This is a genomic window from Inquilinus ginsengisoli (assembly GCF_050434925.1).
In the GTDB taxonomy this organism is placed as follows: domain Bacteria; phylum Pseudomonadota; class Alphaproteobacteria; order DSM-16000; family Inquilinaceae; genus Inquilinus; species Inquilinus ginsengisoli_B.
The window spans coordinates 4,591,506-4,607,514 of sequence record NZ_JBNDJK010000001.1 but is presented as its reverse complement, the minus strand read 5'-3'; the positions used below and the strand labels follow the sequence as shown (position 1 = coordinate 4,607,514).

Sequence of the window (16,009 nt, the reverse complement as noted above, 5' to 3'; positions counted from 1 at the left end):
CACCCTCCACCATGCTCACAGCCGCTGCAGCGCCTGGTAGATCAGCTCGAAGAAGCCGTCGGCGTCGATGTCCCGCAGCACGCGGCAGTTCTTCTGCTTCCCGTCCGGCTGGCCCCATTTGGCGGCCACGTCCCACCAGTCGACCACCGTCATCCCCAGCGTATGCTCGCCCGCCAGCTCGACCGCCACGTGGCAGTCGCGGCCGCCGAACAGCTCCGGCTTCAAGAGATAGGCGATGACGCAGGGGTCGTGCAGCGGCGCGCCGGCGATGCCGTAGCGGTCCATGTCGAAGCGCTCGTAGAAGCTTAGCATGCCGTGCACGCTCTTCGCCGCCGGCGTGCCCAGCGCCGCCACCTGGTCGAGCCAGGGGCGGTTCGTCAGCGCCTTGTGGGTGACGTCGAGCGGCACCATGGTCAGCTTGATGCCGCTGGTCAGCACCACATGGGCGGCGTGCGGGTCGACATAGATGTTGAACTCGGCCGCCGGGGTGGTGTTGCCGCCCTCGAAGAAGCCGCCGCCCATGAACACGATCTCGCGGATCCTGGGCGCGATCTTCGGCTCGCGCACCAGCGCCGCGGCGATGTTGGTCAGGGGCCCGAGCGGGCACAGCGTGTAGGTGCCTTCCGGCGCCGCCATGATCGTGTCGACGATCCAGTCGACCGCATGGCCGGGGACCGGCTTGGTCGTGGGGTCCGGCAGGCCGGAGCCGTCCATGCCGGTCTTGCCATGCACCGCCTCGGCGGTGACCAGCGGCCGCACCAGCGGGCGGATCGAGCCCTGGACCACCGGGATGTCGGTGCGCCCGGCCAGTTCGCACAGCTTCAGCGCATTGGCGGTGGTCAGCGACAGCGGCACGTTGCCGGCGACGGTGGTGAGGCCGGCGATCTCCAGCTCCGGCGATCCCATCGCCAGCAGAATGGCGATGGCGTCGTCCTGGCCCGGATCGGTGTCGATGATGATGCGCCTGGTCGCTGCCATCGCGGCCTCCCGTTACGGAATTCTGTCGGGAGGCTGGCTAGCACCGCCGCGGCGCGGCGTATAGAGGCGGCTTACTCGGCGGCGAGAAGGACCGGCGCGTCGTCCTGCTCGCGGGTGGCCTCGTTCACCATATGGCGGATCGAGGTCACGCATTTGCCGCAACGCGGGGCGCAGCCCAGCCCGGCATAGACCTGCCCCGGGGTCTTCGCCCCTGACTCGACCGCGCACCGGACCTGGGTGTCGTTCAGGGCGTTGCAGATACAGATGTACATGCGTCGGCGGCTCCGGTGTGGTCCGCGGGATTTAGATGAGATTGCGAATGAGTGTCAATAGGCGCTCTATCCTGCGCGCGATTCCGCCCGTGCGGCACGCAGGCGCACCGCGGTCAGGATGGCGAAGAACGGCCCGCCGATCGCCGCGCCGATCAGGATGTAGGGGAACAGTCCGAACCAGGCCGCCGGGGCGAACAGGTACAGCGCGTCGTCGAAGTCGAAGCCGAGGATGCCGACATAGGCCTTGGTCTCGACTGCGCCCGCCGCCTCCAGCTTGGCCGAAAGGATCGAGGCCGCCAGCACCCCGGCGCTGGCCACGATGCCCAGCAGCGGCCCGGCGTCGCCCAGCCAGCTGGTGCGCAGCCCGATCCCGATCGCCAGGAACATCAGCGCGTTGACCGCGAGGTCGCAGACCGTGTCGTAGAGATGGCCGAAGGGCGAGGAGCTGTTGCCGAGCCGCGCCAGCTCGCCATCCGCCCGGTCGAGCAGGCAGGAGACCAGCCAGATCACCCCGCCCCAGACGGTCCATTGCACATCGCCGACGGCAAAGGCGGCGCAGCTGGCGAGGCCGGTGACCAGGCGCGCCGTGGTCAGGTGGTTCGGCGTGACCCGGGTGCCGACCAGGGGCCGCACCATCATCCGGGTCAGCCGGTGGGTCCAGGAGGTGTGGGGCTGGGTGTAGATCGACATTCAGGCTTGCTCGCGTGCGACATCCGGCGTCCGCAGCAGGCGCCGGCCTTCGATGAGGTACCAGATCAGGAGCGCCGGCGCATGCAGCAGCAGCTCGCGCAGGCGCTTGACCAGCGCCACCGACAGGGCGAGCTCCGGTGGCAGGCCGAACATCACGCCGAGCGCCAGGATGCTGCCGTCCTGGATGCCGAGCGCGCCCGGCACCAGGAAGGCGGCGGTGCGGACGGCCTGGCCGATGCTCTCCATCACCAGGGCCTCGGCGAAGCCGATCTCGGCACCCAGCACATGCAGGGCCAGCCAGACCTCGCCGGCGCCGAGCACCCAGCCCATGAGGTGGAAGGCGGCCGCCCGGGCCATGGCGCCGCGGTCGCGGTAGATCGCCAGCACCGTGTCGTTCAGCCCGGAGAGCCCGCCCAGCGCCGGCCAGTCGAACTGCTGGGCGATCCGGCCCAGCAGGTTTTCGAACAGCCGGAACATGCCCCAGCGCTGCGCCAGCACGAACCCGATGCCCATCAGCACCGCGATGCCGAGGCCGAGCGCGGCCCAGCCCAGCGCGTCGCCACCGCCGATCGCGATCAGCACCACCAGACCGATGGCGAAGAACAGGATCTGGGTCAGGAATTCGAGGGTCAGGTCGACCAGCATGCCGGCGCCGGCCGGAAGCGTGCCGGCGCCGTGCAGCGCCAGCACGCGGGCGCCCAGCACATTGCCGCCGACCTGGGCCACGGGCAGCACCGCATTGGCCGATTCCCGCACCAGCCGCGCCCACAGGAAGATGCCCGGTCCGGCGGACCACAGCGGCCGCATCGCGGCGCGCCACGCCAGTGCCGAGCAGCCCATCGCCAGGACGTGGGAGGCGACCACCAGCAGGATGCCGCCGCTGGCATTCAGCAGCAGTTGCAGCACCGCCTCGGCGTTCTGCGAGGCGACCAGCGCGATGATCCCGCACAGCCCGGCCAGCCCGACCAGGGCGGTCGCGGCCTTGATCGCATGCTTGCTCATGCGCGTCTCCTGAAGAGAGGCAACACGACGACCGCGCGAGCTTCGATGGTGGAGATCACGATGCGGCGCGCCGGTCCTGACGGGCGGGATATCTTGGGCCGGCGGATTTAGGGGGCCGGCCCGACCGGTGTCAATCGATCGCGGGGCGCCGCGGCCAGCGTTCTCGAATCAGAATCATACAAACATCAGACGATTTGACAGCGACGGTTCCAAAATGCTGGCCTCAGGCGCCCGTGCTGGATATGGTGCGGACAAAGTTTGCGCAGTGGAGGAAACATGGCTGGCGTAACGCTCCGTGGCATTCGTAAGTCGTTCGGCGACCTCGAGATCATCAAAGGCGTCGATCTCGACATCCGCGACCGCGAATTCGTCGTCTTCGTCGGCCCGTCGGGCTGCGGAAAGTCGACCCTGCTGCGGTTGATCGCCGGTCTCGAGGACATCAGTGCCGGCGACCTCGCCATCGACGGCCAGCGGGTCAACGACCTGCCGCCGGCCGAGCGCGGCATCGCGATGGTGTTTCAGAGCTACGCGCTCTACCCCCACATGACGGTCTACGAGAACATGGCCTTCGGCCTGAAGCTCGCGAAGACCAACAAGGCCGAGATCGAGCGCAAGGTCGGCGACGCCGCCCGCATCCTGCAGCTCGAGCACCTCTTGAAGCGCAAGCCGAAGGAGTTGTCGGGCGGCCAGCGCCAGCGCGTCGCCATCGGCCGCGCCATCGTGCGCAACCCGAAGGTGTTCCTGTTCGACGAGCCGCTGTCGAACCTCGACGCGGCGCTGCGCGTGCAGATGCGGATCGAGATCGCCCGCCTGCACAACGACCTGAACGCCACCATGGTCTACGTCACCCACGACCAAGTCGAGGCGATGACGCTGGCTGACAAGATCGTGGTGTTGAGCGCCGGCCGGATCGAGCAGGTCGGCTCGCCGCTCGAGCTGTACCACCACCCGGACAACCTGTTCGTCGCCGGCTTCATCGGCAGCCCGAAGATGAACTTCATCGAGACCGAGGTCACCGCGTCCAACGGCGCCACCGCGACGGTGGGGCTGCCGGGCGGCGGCTCGGTCACCGTGCCGGTGCAGCCGGGCCGGGCCAAGGTCGGTGACAAGGTCACGCTCGGCGTCCGGCCGGAGCACATGAACGTGCAGGGCACCGGTGCCGCCACCATGCCCGGCCAGGTGCTGGTGGTCGAGCGCCTCGGCGGCGAGACCTATCTCTACCTGAAGACCGGCGCCGGCATGCTGACGGTGCAGGCCGAAGGCGACAGCCGGGCCAAGACCAACGACCAGGTCCAGATCGGCTTCGCCGCCGACACCTGCCACCTGTTCGACGCCCAGGGCCAGGCCCTGCAGCGGGCGGAGCGGCACCCGATGGCCGATATCGGCCGCGAGCCGGCGATGGCCCACTGATGCTGACGGCCAGGGTCCTCAAGATCCTGGCCACAGCTGGTGTTGCACTGTTCTTCACCCTGGTCGCGTTCGGCAATCTGATCGATTACGGCTCCAACTTCGCCTTCGTCCGGCACGTGCTGGCGATGGACACGACCTTCCGATCGCCCGCCCTGATGTGGCGGGCGATCGACGTTCCAGGGGCTGCCCATGTGGCCTATGCCCTGATCATAGCCTGGCAGGTCGCCACGGCGCTGGTCTGCTGGGCCGGCGCGCTGCGCATGGGACTGCGCTGGGACGCGCCCGCCACTGTCTTCGCCCGGGCCAAATCCGCGGCGCTGGCCGGCGTCGGCATGGGTTTCCTGCTCTACGCCTTCGGCTTCGTCGTCATAGGCGGCGAATGGTTCGCCATGTGGCAGTCCAAGGAGTGGAACGGCCAGGCGCCCGCGCATCTGTTCCTGACCGTCACCGGCATCGTCCTGCTGTTCCTGAACCAGCGGGACGAGGAGCTGCCGTACGACCTGTCCTGATCCAGGCGGGACGGCGCGCCGCGGCTTTGGTAAACTCCATTCGACCGGAGGCTTCCGGAAGAGGGCGATGCCGGACGGATCCACCTATCCGAGACTGCTCGGGATCGGTCTCTACACCGTGGCGGACGCTGCGCGCCTCCTGCACATGCCCGCCGTCACGGCCCGCCGCTGGCTCAACGGGTACAGCTACAGCGATCGAGGCGAACAGCATCATTCGGCCCCGCTGTGGCCGACCGACATCGCACCGGTCGACGACAATCCGAGAGGCCTCAGCTTCCGCGACCTGATGGAATCGCGGATGGTCGATGCCCTCGTCAGCAACGGCGTGCCGCTTCAGGCTGTCCGCCGCGGCATCGAGATTGCGCGATCCGAGACCGGCGAGGATCGGCCCCTGTCGACGGCCCGGTTGAAGACCGATGGTGTGTCCTGGTTTCTCCAGGTCGGACAGGAGACGGCGGAGCCGCGCCTGGTCGATCTGGTCAAGCGCCGCGGCCAGTACGGATTCCACGCGCTGATCGCGCCCAGCTTCCAGGATGTCGACTTCGAGGGCATCGAGCCGGCGCGGTGGTGGCCGCTGGGCCATGGCGCGGGCATCGCCCTGGACCGCCGGCGACGCTTCGGATCGCCGATGGTCGCCGAATACGGCGTGCCGACGGCGACGCTCGCCCTCGCCGCCCGGGCCGAAGGCTCCGAGGCCGTCGTGGCTCGCTACTACGAAATCCCCATCAAGGCCGTCCGCAGCGCCATCGCGTTCGAACGCGGGCTCGCGGCTTGAACCGTCCCCTTTGTTCCTCACGGAGAGAACCGTCATTGCAAGCCCCGAAGGGGCGCGGCGATCCAGTGGCACCAGCCCCTGGATCGCCACGTCGCTTCGCTCCTCGCGATGACGACGTTGCCATCGACGCGCCAATATGAGCGGCTCCACAGGACCCTTTGACCGCCCGCCGTGATCGGGTACAGGTTCTTGACCCGTTCGCAGCACCGATGCGGTCCATGAGTCTGTTCCTTTCCCGATATGGCGAGACATCGCCCTCCCCGGCGCGGCATGAGCGATGATCATCCCCTCCCCGCGGCAGGGCCCGCCCCGGTCGCGCTGAAGCTGGCGGATGAGCGCATCGCGGATGCGGTCGACCCGTCGATCGGCCTCGACGCGCTGCGGATCGAGGACCTGCCGATCATCGCCCGCTGGCTGGAGCGGCCGCATGTGATGCGCTGGTGGGGTGACCCGGAGGAGGAGCTGGCGCAGATCGCCGCCCACCTGGTCGAATCGAACATCGCGCCGTTCCTGGCCTGCGAGGGCAGCCGGCCGATCGGCTACATGCATGTCTACCACGCCAATCCCGACAGCTACTGGACGGCCCACCAGCTGCCGCGCCAGACCTTCGGCATCGACCTCTTTCTGGGCGAGACCGACGTGATCGGCCGCGGCATGGGCACCCGGCTGATCCGGCTGGTGCTGCGCCGCCTGCTGGCGCTGCCGGAGACGGCGCGGATCCAGGTCGACCCGGCCCCGGCCAACGCCGCCGCGATCCGCGCCTATGAGAAGGCCGGCTTCCAGCGCCGCGGACCGATCGACACGCCGGACGGCGCCGCGCTGTACATGACGATCGACCGCGAAGGCTGAGCCGGGAATGCCCGAACTGAGCGACGTCGTCGGCGACATCGCCGACGCCATGGCGCGAGAAGAGCGGCGCGGCGAGGTCGCGACCTATATTCCGGAGCTGGCGAAGGTCGACCCCGGCCAGTTCGGCATCGCCGTGGCCTCTCTCGACGGCGGCTTCCATTGCGCCGGCGACGCCGAGGTGCCGTTCTCGATCCAGAGCGTCTCCAAGGTCTTCACCCTGACTCTGGCGCTGGGCGCCATCGGCGATGCGCTGTGGCGGCGGGTCGGGCGCGAGCCGTCGGGCAACGCCTTCAACTCGATCGTCCAGCTCGAGCACGAGCAGGGCGTGCCGCGCAACCCCTTCATCAATGCCGGCGCGCTGGTGGTGACCGACGTGGTCCTGGCCGGGCACCAGCCGCGCGAGGCGATCGGGTCGATCCTGCGCTTCGTCCGCTGGCTGGCCGATGACGAGGGCATCGCCATCGACGAGACCGTGGCGCGGTCGGAGGCCGGCACCGCCTACCGCAACATGGCGCTGGCCGCCTATATGAAATCCTTCGGCAACCTGCTGCATCCGGTGGAGCTGACGCTCGGCGTCTATGTCCACCAATGCGCCATCGCCATGACCTGCCGGCAGCTGGCTGCGGCCGGACGCTTCCTCGCCGATGGCGGCGGGCGGCTGTCGACCGGCCACCGCGTGGTGTCGCCGGAGCGGGCGCGGCGGATCAATGCCCTGATGCTGACCTGCGGCCATTATGACGGCTCGGGCGACTTCGCCTTCCGCGTCGGCCTGCCGGGCAAGAGCGGCGTCGGCGGCGGCATCCTGGCGATCGTGCCGGGCCGCGCCTCAGTCGCCGTCTGGTCGCCCGGGCTGAACCAGCACGGCAACTCTCTGCTCGGCACCCTGGCGCTGGAGCGGCTCGCGAAAGCCATGGGCTGGTCGGTCTTCGGACCCTGATGGCCGCCCGGCGCCTGCCCTCCCTGCCCGCTTTGCGCGCCTTCGAGGCGGCCGGCCGGCATCTCAGCTTCCGCCGCGCCGCCGAGGAGCTGCTGGTGACGCCGAGCGCCATCAGCCACCAGGTGCAGCGGCTGGAGCGCGAGCTCGGCACCGCCCTGTTCCGGCGCAAGACCCGCGCCATTGCCCTGACCCCGGCCGGCGAGCGCTATTTCGACGGGGTGCGCCGCGCCTTCGACCTGCTGGTCGATGAGACGCGCGCGGTTCGGGCGCCGGAGCGGGCGGTGCTGCGGGTCAGCCTGCTGGCCTCCTTCGCCACCCATTGGCTGGTGCCGCGGCTGGGCCGATTCGCCGCCGCCCATCCGGAGATCGAGCTGCGGCTGGAGCCGTCCAACACCCTGGTCGATGTCGGCGCCGGCGAGGCCGACCTGGCGATCCGCTACGGCACCGGCGGCTGGCCGGAGGTCGAGGCGACGCTGCTAATGCCTGACCGCATCGCCCCGGTGGTCAGCCCAGCGCTGCTCGAACGCGGGCCACCGATCGCAGTGCCGGCCGACCTGCTGCAGCACACGCTGCTGCTGTCCTATGCCCGCGAGCCGATCGAATGGCCGGCCTGGTCGGCGGCGCATGGCTTCGACCTGGCCCGCGCCCGCACCCTGATGCTGCACGACTACAACATCGTGCTGGAGGCGGCGCTGGCCGGCCAGGGCGTGGCCATGGGCCGGCACGCCCTGATCGGCGAGCGGCTGCGCAGCGGCGCGCTGGTCGAGCCGCTGGGCGGCCCACCCTTCGCCCTGACCAACCTCGGCTACTGGCTGGTGGCCCGGCCCGGCCCCCTGCCCCCGCCGGTCGCCGCCTTCCTCGACTGGATTCGCGGCGAGGCCGCAGCTTCCGGCCACCCCGCGCCATGGAAAGACTGATCCGATGCTGACGCGCCGCAGCTACGCCGCCTTCCTGTTCGACATGGACGGCACCCTGATCGACAGCATCGCCTCGGCCGTCCGCGTCTGGACCCGCTGGGCCGAGCGGCATGGGCTCGATGCCGATGCGGTGGTCGAGAGCATGCATGGCGTGCGCGCAGTCGAGACCATCCGCCGCTGGGGCGTGCCGGATGTGGAGCGCGAGGCCGCCGAGCTGACCCAGGCCGAGATCGACGATGTCGACGGCGTGGTCGCGATCGCCGGGGTGGAGCGGTTTCTGCGCACCTTGCCGCCCGACCGCTGGGCCATCGTCACCTCGGCGCCTCGGGCGCTGGCGGCCAAGCGGCTCGCCGCCGCCGGCCTGGTCCCGCCCGCCGTGCTGGTCACCGCCGAGGACGTCGCCCGCGGCAAGCCGGCGCCGGACGGCTTCCTGGCCGCGGCGAAGCGGCTGGGGGTCGACCCCGAGGACTGCCTGGTCTGGGAGGATGCGCCGGCCGGCATCGCCTCGGCCGAGGCATCCGGCGCCATGGTCATGGTCGTTGGCGCCACCCATGCCCGCCCGATGGTGACGCGGCACCCGGTGATCGCGGACTATGAGGACCTGACCGTCACCGTCACCGACGCGGGCCGGCTGTTGCTTCGCCTTCAGATGAATCCAAGTCACCCATAGGGCGAAAACTTGGCGTTCGTCGACGGGGCCGCCGGCGGTTAGCATCCGGGCTTCCGATACCAAGGATCCGACCATGCCGAAGACCATCGCCGAAGCCGTCGCCGCCCTGGGCCATGAGCTGCCCGCGGCCCCTGCCCCGGCCGCCAACTACGTGCCCTATGTCCAGGCCGGCAACCTGCTGTTCATCTCCGGCCAGATCTCGCAGGACCGCAACGGCCCGGCCTGGCTCGGCCATCTCGGCGACACCGTGTCGCTGGAGGACGGGCAGAAGGCGGCGCAGGCTTGCGCCCTGGCCATCCTGGCCCAGGTCGCGGCCGCGACCGGCGGCGACATCGCCCGCATCCGCCGCGTGGTCAAGCTCGGCGTTTTCGTCGCCTCCGCCCCGGGCTTCACCCAGCAGCCGCAGGTCGGCAACGGCGCCTCGGACCTGATCGCCGCGGTGTTCGGCGACAAGGGCAAGCATGCCCGCGCCGCGGTCGGCGTCGCCGCCCTGCCGCGCGGCGTGTCGGTCGAGGTCGAAGCCGTCGTCGAGCTCGAGGGCTGACCATGGATCTGGCACGGCTGCGCGCGGAGACGCCCGGCATCGACCGGGTGCTGCATTTCAACCATGCCGGCGGCTCGCTGCCGCCGCAGCCGGTGCTGGACGCCGTGCTGGCCCATCTGCAGTGCGAAGCAGTGTCCGGGCCGATCGAGGCCGGGCAGGCCGCCACGCCGGCGCTGGAGGAGGCCCGCGCCGAGGCCGCTTCCCTGATCGGCGCGACGCCGGCCGAGATCGCCTTCACCGGCAGCGCCACCCAGGGCTGGGGCCTGGCCTTCGCCGGGCTGCCGCTCAAGGCCGGCGACCGCATCCTGGTCGGCCGGCAGGAATGGGGCGGCAATCTCACCACCATGCAGCGCGCCGCCGCCCGCACCGGCGCCGTGATCGAGGTGATCCCCTGCGACGACACCGGCCAAGCCTCGCCCGCAGCTCTGGCCGCGATGATCGACGACCGGGTGAAGCTGGTGTCGCTGACCTGGATCGGCGCCAATGGCGGGCTGATCAACCCGGCGGCGGAGATCGGCCGGGTCGCCCACGCCGCCGGCGTGCCCTACTTCGTCGACGCCTCGCAGGCCTTCGGCCAGCTCCCGATCGATGTCGCAGCGCTGGGCTGCGACATGCTGGCCGCACCCGGCCGCAAGCATCTGCGCGGCCCACGCGGCACCGGGCTGCTCTATGTCCGACAGGGCTTCCGCCTCGACCCGCCCTATCACGACGCCCGAACCGCCGCTTGGACGCCGGACGGCCCGCAACTGCAGGACAGCGCCCTGCGCTTCGAGGCGGGCGACTTCCCGATGGCGCTGCGGCTCGGCCTCGGGACCGCGATCCGTTATGCCCGCGGCATCGGCATCGACGCCATCCGGGGCCGCCTCGACACGTTGGCGCAAGGGCTGCGCGGCCGGCTGGCGGCGATCCCCGGCGTCACCGTGCACGATCTCGGCGTCGAGCGCGCCGCCCTGGTGTCCTTCGCAGTCGCGGGCGTCGAGCCGGCGGCCCTGCGCCACCGCCTGGCGGTCGAGGGGATCACCATCGCGGTCAACGGCGTGGCCTATACTCCGCTCGACATGACCTCCCGTGGCCTGGGCGAAATCTGCCGCGCCGCCGTCTCGTATCTGCACACCGAGGCGGAACTCGACCGCCTGGCCGACGCCGTGGGGGCCGCCGCCCGCTCCTAGCGCCCGTGCCGTCTCGACTTGGCCTTGATCTGCAGCTCGGCCTGCTTGTCGGCCGCCCGGCCGATCTCCCGAAAAGCCTGGTCGCGGCCCGGCCAGTATTGCTGCGGCCAGGACTGGGACTTCACGCCGTACCAGGCCTCGGCCTGGCGGACGAAGGTCGGGTTCCACAGATGCGGACGGCCGAGCGCCACCAGGTCGGCGCGGCGGGTGTGCAGGATGGTGTTGATCTGCCCGGGCTCGGTAATGGCGCCGACCGCCATGGTCGCCATCCTTGGCACGTTGCGGATCGCCTCGGCGAACTGGACCTGGAACATGCGGCCATAGACCGGCTTCTGGTCCGGCACGGTCTGGCCGGCGGAGACGTCGATCAGGTCGCAGCCGGCGTCGCGGAAGGCCTCGGCGATGGCGAAGACGTCGTCCTCGCCGATGCCGCCCTCGGCCCAGTCGGTGGCGGAGATGCGCACCGACATCGGCCGCGCATCCGGCCACACCGCCCGCATCGCCCGGAACACCTCCAGCGGATAGCGCAGCCGGTTCTCGACCGGCCCGCCATACTCGTCCGCCCGCCGGTTGGTCAGCGGCGACAGGAACGACGCCAGTAGATAGCCATGGGCGCAATGCAGCTCGAGATGGTCGAAACCTGCGCGGGCAGCCCGCGCGGTGGCCTGGACGAAATCGGCCTTGATCCGGTCCATCTCCGCCCGGTCGATCTCCGCCGGCACCGGGCTGACGCCCTCGATCCAGGGCAGCGGCGACGCCGAGACCACCGGCCAGTTGTCGGCCGGCTCGGCGATCGGGTGGTCGGCCTTTTCCCAGCCCAGCTGGGTCGACCCCTTGCGCCCGGAATGGCCGAGCTGCATGGCGATCTTGGTGTCGCCGTGGCCGTGCACGAACCCGACCAGCCGGGTCCATTGCGCCTCATGCGCGTCGGTCCACAGGCCTGGGCACCCGAGGCTGATCCGGGCGTCCGGCGACGGGCAGGTCATCTCGACGAACATCAGCCCCATGCCGCCGAGGGCGTGCGAAGCATAGTGCACGAAGTGCCAGTCGGTCAGGTTGCCGTCGCGGTCGGCGGAATACTGCGCCATCGGCGCCATCACCACGCGGTTCGCCAGCTCCATCCCGCGCAGCTTGAAGCGGGTGAACATCGGCGTCGGCCGGGTGGTCCGGTAGTCGTCGCCGGTCTCGCGCCACAGCCGCTCGTAGTAGGCGTCGTCGGCCCGGCGCACGAAATCCGGGTCGCGGATCCGCAGGTTGTCGTAGGTGATCGACTTGGCCCGGCACATCACCACCACGGCGAACTGCATCGGGTCCATGTCGGTGGACCGGTTCATATGCTCGAACCAGGCCAGCGACACGTCCGCATTGTGCTGGGTGACCTGGCAGGGCGTGCGGCGGGCCGTGTCATAGGCGGCGAAGGCGGCGTCGACGCTGCTCTCGGCCTTGGCCACCACCGCATCCGACAGGGCAATGGCGCATTCCATCGCCAGCTTGGTGCCGGAGCCGATCGAGAAATGCGCCGAGGCCTTGGCATCGCCCAGCAGCACGATGTTCTTGTGCCACCAGCGTTCGCAGAAGATCCGCGGGAAGCGCCGCCACATCGACCGGTTCAGCAGCAGCGGATGGCCCTGCAGCTCCTCGGCGAAGATCGCGGCCAGCTTCTCCCGGGAGCCCTCCTCGTCGGTCTCGGTGAAGCCGTGGCCCTGCCAGCAGGCCTCGTCCATCTCGAACACCCAGGTCGAGCGGCCGCCGCCGTCCTGATCCGTCCCGTACTGATAGGTGTGCGCGCAGATCACGCCGTGCCCGGTCTGGCGGAAGAAGTAGTTGAACTCGCCCATCGGCCGGGTCGAGCCCATCCAGCAGAAGCGGTTGGACTTGACCGAGACCTCGGGCCGGAAGGCCTCGCGGAAATGCTCGCGGATCGGCGAGTTGATGCCGTCGGCGGCGACGATGATATCGGACTCGGCGAAGCGTTGCTCGAGCGCCGCCGGCTCGATCCGGTCGAAGAAGGACAGCTCGACCCCGACCTCGCGGCACCGCTCCTGCAAGATCTGCAGCAAGGTCACCCGCGACATGCCGCAGAAGCCGTTGCCGGCGCAGCGGATGGTCTCGCCCTTATAGTGGATCGCGACATCGTCCCAATAGGCGAAGCGGTCGCGGATCCGCTCGTAGGAGTCCGGATCGCGCGACAGGAACTCGTCCAGCGTGTCGTCGGAGAACACGACGCCGAAGCCGAAGGTGTCGTCGGCGCGGTTCTGCTCATGCACCGCGACATGCCAGCCCGGCCGCGCCTTCTTGGTCAGAAGCGCGAAGTACAGGCCGCCCGGACCGCCGCCGATGACCGTGATCCGCATCTCTGTCTCCCGTCCCGGGCCGGACGCGCAATCCTCCGGCCCTGCCCACGAGAGTACGGCGAATTGCTTTAGGCTTAAAGTATTTTCCGTTCTGGGGTGATCCGGCGTGCCGCCCTATGATCCCGTCATGACCACCTGGATCGCCCTGCTCCGCGCCGTCAATCTCGCCGGCCATGCGCCGATCAGGATGGCGGATCTGCGTGCCTTGGCGGCGGAGATCGGCCTCGCCGAGCCGCGCACGCTGCTGCAGAGCGGCAATCTCGTCTTCGAGGGCAAGGGCCCGGCGGGAGCGCTGGAGCGGACCCTGGAGGAAGCGCTGAAACAGCACCTCGGCCTCGGCACCGAGGTGTTCGTCCGCAGCGCCGCAGACTGGGCCGGCCTGATCGCCCGCAACCCGTTCCCCGAAGAGGCGGAGAGCGACCCGAGCCATCTCGTCCTCCTGCCGCTAAAGCAGGCGCCGAAGGCGGTCGCCGCGCTGCAGGCCGGCATCGTGGGGCGGGAGCAGGTGCGGACCGACGGCCGGCACGCCTATATCACCTATCCGGACGGCATCGGTCGCTCGAAGCTGACCATGGCGGCGATCGAGAAGAAACTCGGCACCAGCGGCACCGGGCGCAACTGGAACACCGTGCTGAAGCTCGCCGCCCTGGCCCGCGGCTGAGCCTCGCGCCTCAGGCCGGCGCGATGAAGGGCTGCGATATGGCCTGGAACGCCGCCAGCTGCTCCAGCCGGGCCGCGTCGGCGGCGAGTGCCGGGATCTCCGCCGCCGGGACCAGGCCGGGATGGGCCTCGCCCAGGAACCGCAGCACCACGGCGACGGCGATGTCGGCATGGCCGAGACGGCCGCCGAACCAATGCTCGCCGCCCCGGCCGGCGCGATCGGCCTCGAGGGTGGCGAGGGCGTCAGCGATCTGGGCCCGACAGCGGGTCACCCAGACGTCGGAGACCTCCTGGTGCAGCCGCTGCTCGTAGAACAGGCTGACTGCCTTCTCCGCCGTCCCCATCGCCAGCGCCGCCACCTTCATAGCCCGGCGCCGGTCCGGCTCGACGCGCGGGTACAGCGCGCGCTCGGCCGGCACCAGGCTGTCGAGATGGTCGAGGATGCAGTGGCTCTCGATCAGCGACTCGCCGTCGTCCAGCACCAGCGTCGGCACGCGGGTGAGCGGGTTGTAGGGCCGGATCTTCTCAGGATCGCCGAACACCGACCACGGCCGGTGCTCGAAGGGCAGGCCGTACAGCGTCAGGGCAATGCCGACGCGACGGACGAAGGGCGAATCGAATTGGCCGATCAGGATCATGGGCAGCAGGATCGGCCGGAGCCCGCGGTGCTGTAAAGACATCAGCGCCGGAGCCCTGGGTTGCCATCCCGCCTGGCCTGGCCTTCACTTCCTCGGCAACAAGGGGGGAGGACCGCGCCATGCCCATCACCGGCCGATGCTTCTGCGGCGCCGTCCGCTTCGGCTTCGACCAGCCGCCCGTCGTCGCGCGCGCCTGCTGGTGCCGGGACTGCCAGTATTTGTCCTCCGGCAACGCCTCGATCGGCGCGATCTTCCGGACCGCGGGCTTCACCGTGACCGGCGCGACCAGCGAGTATCTCAGCCGGGCGGACAGCGGCGCCACGATGCGCCGCCGCTTCTGCCCGACCTGCGGCACGCCCCTGTTCAGCGAGGCGCTGGAGGAACCCGACTACATGGCGGTCCGGGCCGGCGCCCTGGACGACCCGGAGATCGCCCGCCCGTCGAGCGTGATCTGGACCGCGTCGGCCCCGAACTGGGGCCATGTCGACCCGGCCCTCCCGTCCAGCCCGCGCCAGCCGGGGCCGGTGTCGGGCTCCTGACGATTGAGCGGTTCACGAGAGCCAGGGATTGACCGTGGGCACGCCGGTGGGATCGAAATCGGCCGTGTTCCGGGTTGCGACAGTGAGCCCGTGGACCAGGGCGGTCGCGGCGATGAGGCCGTCGCGGATGGGCCGAGGGTCGGGCACGTGGAACACTGCGCTGCGGCGGGCCACGGTGACATCCACCGGAAGGATCCGGTCGGCGAAGGACGTCAGGACCTGGGTCTCCAACCAGGCGCGCAGGAAGCCGCCATGCTTGGGATCGCGCCGCTCCGCCAGCATGACTCCGATCTCGATCTCCTCGATCGTGATCGCCGAGAGGAAGAGGCTGGGAAGAGCGACGGATCTGGCCCAGGCGACGACGTTGGGGTCGGCCTGCCGGCGGCGCAGTTCCGAGACGACGCTGGTGTCGAGCAGGAACATCAGAGATCGGCCGGCCGGGCGGGATCGCGCCTCGGCGGGATCTCCAGCTCCGCCTCCCCGTCCATCACCAGCAGATCCACGATGGTCGCGCCGCCGCCGGCCAGGCGCTGGTAGTCCTCGATGGTCAGCAGGACATGGGCCGGCCGGCCGCGATCCGTAATGAACACGGGCCCGTTCCGCGCCGCCCTCTTGGCACGGCTGGCGTCCTGGTTGAATTCCCGGCTGGAGAGGGTGGTGATGCTCATCCGCGCCTCCGCGAATTGTAGGTATGTCACTACATTCTCTGGAGTTCGAGAAGAAAGCAACCGCGACCGGCACCGCAATGAGATGCCAACGGCGCTCCCTCCCGATATGCACACGGTCCCGGGCGCGTGGCCGTCGGCTATACATTCGCCATATTGGAGACAGACCATCCAGCGTTCAATCGCGACAGCTTGGTGGCGAATTGAAGACTCCCAATCGCGGTGTCCGGTTCAGCTATTCGAAAAGCCGTAGGAGCCGATACCATCGTATAATTTTATGGCAACGCGGCACGGTTTATTGATTCTGTCGCCGCGTTTCCTCCCCGCTACTCGGCAAGTGGCCTGAGCCTCACCCCCGAGGCGGCCACACAACTCGATGCGCTGCCCTGTCCGGTGGCGCTGACGGCCCGGCCCGACGAGCTGAAGCCTTG

The 16,009-nt window shown here is 69.8% G+C and carries 19 protein-coding genes; 11 read left to right on the top strand and 8 right to left on the bottom strand.

The features are described from left to right. Window positions 1-15: 15 nt before the first annotated feature. From QFZ27_RS21980 to QFZ27_RS21965, 4 genes are all read right to left on the bottom strand, one after another. The gene (locus QFZ27_RS21980; protein WP_429228577.1) at window positions 16-978 is read right to left on the bottom strand and encodes a nucleoside hydrolase; all 963 of its coding nucleotides are present in this window, start codon (window positions 976-978) and stop codon (window positions 16-18) included. 71 nt (window positions 979-1,049) lie between these two features. Continuing rightward, window positions 1,050-1,250 (bottom strand): (2Fe-2S)-binding protein, encoded by a 201-nt coding sequence (locus QFZ27_RS21975; protein WP_429228576.1) that lies wholly within the window; start codon window positions 1,248-1,250, stop codon window positions 1,050-1,052. Window positions 1,251-1,316: 66 nt separating this feature from the next. Further along, window positions 1,317-1,940, bottom strand: coding sequence for a CDP-alcohol phosphatidyltransferase family protein (locus tag QFZ27_RS21970; protein ID WP_429228574.1), 624 nt, complete (start codon window positions 1,938-1,940; stop codon window positions 1,317-1,319). Continuing rightward, a complete protein-coding gene (locus QFZ27_RS21965) occupies window positions 1,941-2,942 on the bottom strand; it encodes a lysylphosphatidylglycerol synthase domain-containing protein (protein ID WP_429228573.1) in 1,002 nt (333 codons plus the stop codon). Between the two features lie 276 nt (window positions 2,943-3,218). On the opposite strand from QFZ27_RS21965, the gene QFZ27_RS21960 reads away from it, so the two are divergent. The 9 genes from QFZ27_RS21960 to QFZ27_RS21920 all read left to right on the top strand — a co-directional run bounded on the left by QFZ27_RS21960 (window position 3,219) and on the right by QFZ27_RS21920 (window position 10,722). Further along, a complete protein-coding gene (locus QFZ27_RS21960; protein WP_429228572.1) occupies window positions 3,219-4,352 on the top strand; it encodes an ABC transporter ATP-binding protein in 1,134 nt (377 codons plus the stop codon). Beyond that, window positions 4,352-4,861, top strand: coding sequence for a DUF2165 family protein (locus QFZ27_RS21955; RefSeq protein ID WP_429228571.1), 510 nt, complete (start codon window positions 4,352-4,354; stop codon window positions 4,859-4,861). Before QFZ27_RS21960 ends, QFZ27_RS21955 begins: the two co-directional genes overlap by 1 nt. 67 nt (window positions 4,862-4,928) lie before the next feature. Beyond that, the gene (locus QFZ27_RS21950) at window positions 4,929-5,636 is read left to right on the top strand and encodes a hypothetical protein (RefSeq protein WP_429228570.1); all 708 of its coding nucleotides are present in this window, start codon (window positions 4,929-4,931) and stop codon (window positions 5,634-5,636) included. Window positions 5,637-5,906: 270 nt separating this feature from the next. Continuing rightward, complete coding sequence (locus tag QFZ27_RS21945; protein WP_429228569.1) at window positions 5,907-6,485, top strand: GNAT family N-acetyltransferase; 579 nt, start codon at window positions 5,907-5,909, stop codon at window positions 6,483-6,485. 7 nt (window positions 6,486-6,492) lie between these two features. After that, window positions 6,493-7,422 carry a glutaminase gene (locus QFZ27_RS21940; protein WP_429228568.1) on the top strand — a complete coding sequence of 310 codons (930 nt, stop codon included), beginning with the start codon at window positions 6,493-6,495 and terminating at the stop codon, window positions 7,420-7,422. After that, a complete protein-coding gene (gcvA, locus tag QFZ27_RS21935) occupies window positions 7,422-8,339 on the top strand; it encodes a transcriptional regulator GcvA (protein ID WP_429228567.1) in 918 nt (305 codons plus the stop codon). Before QFZ27_RS21940 ends, gcvA begins: the two co-directional genes overlap by 1 nt. Window positions 8,340-8,343: 4 nt before the next feature. Continuing rightward, complete coding sequence (locus tag QFZ27_RS21930) at window positions 8,344-9,009, top strand: HAD-IA family hydrolase (protein WP_429228566.1); 666 nt, start codon at window positions 8,344-8,346, stop codon at window positions 9,007-9,009. Window positions 9,010-9,082: 73 nt separating this feature from the next. Then, on the top strand, window positions 9,083-9,553 hold the full coding sequence (locus tag QFZ27_RS21925) for a RidA family protein (RefSeq protein ID WP_429228565.1): 471 nt from the start codon (window positions 9,083-9,085) through the stop codon (window positions 9,551-9,553). A gap of 2 nt (window positions 9,554-9,555) precedes the next feature. Then, window positions 9,556-10,722, top strand: a complete 1,167-nt coding sequence (locus QFZ27_RS21920; protein WP_429228564.1) for an aminotransferase class V-fold PLP-dependent enzyme — start codon at window positions 9,556-9,558, stop codon at window positions 10,720-10,722. Here the strand turns inward: QFZ27_RS21920 and QFZ27_RS21915 are convergent. Continuing rightward, window positions 10,719-13,076, bottom strand: a complete 2,358-nt coding sequence (locus QFZ27_RS21915) for an oxidoreductase (protein ID WP_429228563.1) — start codon at window positions 13,074-13,076, stop codon at window positions 10,719-10,721. The genes QFZ27_RS21920 and QFZ27_RS21915 overlap by 4 nt on opposite strands. A 127-nt stretch (window positions 13,077-13,203) precedes the next feature. On the opposite strand from QFZ27_RS21915, the gene QFZ27_RS21910 reads away from it, so the two are divergent. Next, the gene (locus QFZ27_RS21910; RefSeq protein WP_429228562.1) at window positions 13,204-13,737 is read left to right on the top strand and encodes a DUF1697 domain-containing protein; all 534 of its coding nucleotides are present in this window, start codon (window positions 13,204-13,206) and stop codon (window positions 13,735-13,737) included. Between the two features lie 10 nt (window positions 13,738-13,747). Here the strand turns inward: QFZ27_RS21910 and QFZ27_RS21905 are convergent, their stop codons facing one another. Next, on the bottom strand, window positions 13,748-14,374 hold the full coding sequence (locus QFZ27_RS21905) for a glutathione S-transferase family protein (RefSeq protein WP_429228561.1): 627 nt from the start codon (window positions 14,372-14,374) through the stop codon (window positions 13,748-13,750). A 119-nt stretch (window positions 14,375-14,493) separates the two neighbouring features. Here QFZ27_RS21905 and QFZ27_RS21900 point away from each other — a divergent pair, with 119 nt between their 5' ends. Next, on the top strand, window positions 14,494-14,913 hold the full coding sequence (locus QFZ27_RS21900) for a GFA family protein (protein ID WP_429228560.1): 420 nt from the start codon (window positions 14,494-14,496) through the stop codon (window positions 14,911-14,913). Window positions 14,914-14,925: 12 nt separating this feature from the next. Here the strand turns inward: QFZ27_RS21900 and QFZ27_RS21895 are convergent, their stop codons facing one another. Both QFZ27_RS21895 and QFZ27_RS21890 read right to left on the bottom strand, forming a co-directional pair. Further along, on the bottom strand, window positions 14,926-15,336 hold the full coding sequence (locus QFZ27_RS21895; RefSeq protein ID WP_429228559.1) for a type II toxin-antitoxin system VapC family toxin: 411 nt from the start codon (window positions 15,334-15,336) through the stop codon (window positions 14,926-14,928). Next, window positions 15,336-15,581: a type II toxin-antitoxin system Phd/YefM family antitoxin gene (locus tag QFZ27_RS21890; RefSeq protein ID WP_429228558.1), complete on the bottom strand. Its 246-nt coding sequence runs from the start codon at window positions 15,579-15,581 to the stop codon at window positions 15,336-15,338. The genes QFZ27_RS21895 and QFZ27_RS21890 overlap by 1 nt, the downstream gene beginning before the upstream one ends. Window positions 15,582-16,009 lie beyond the last annotated feature (428 nt).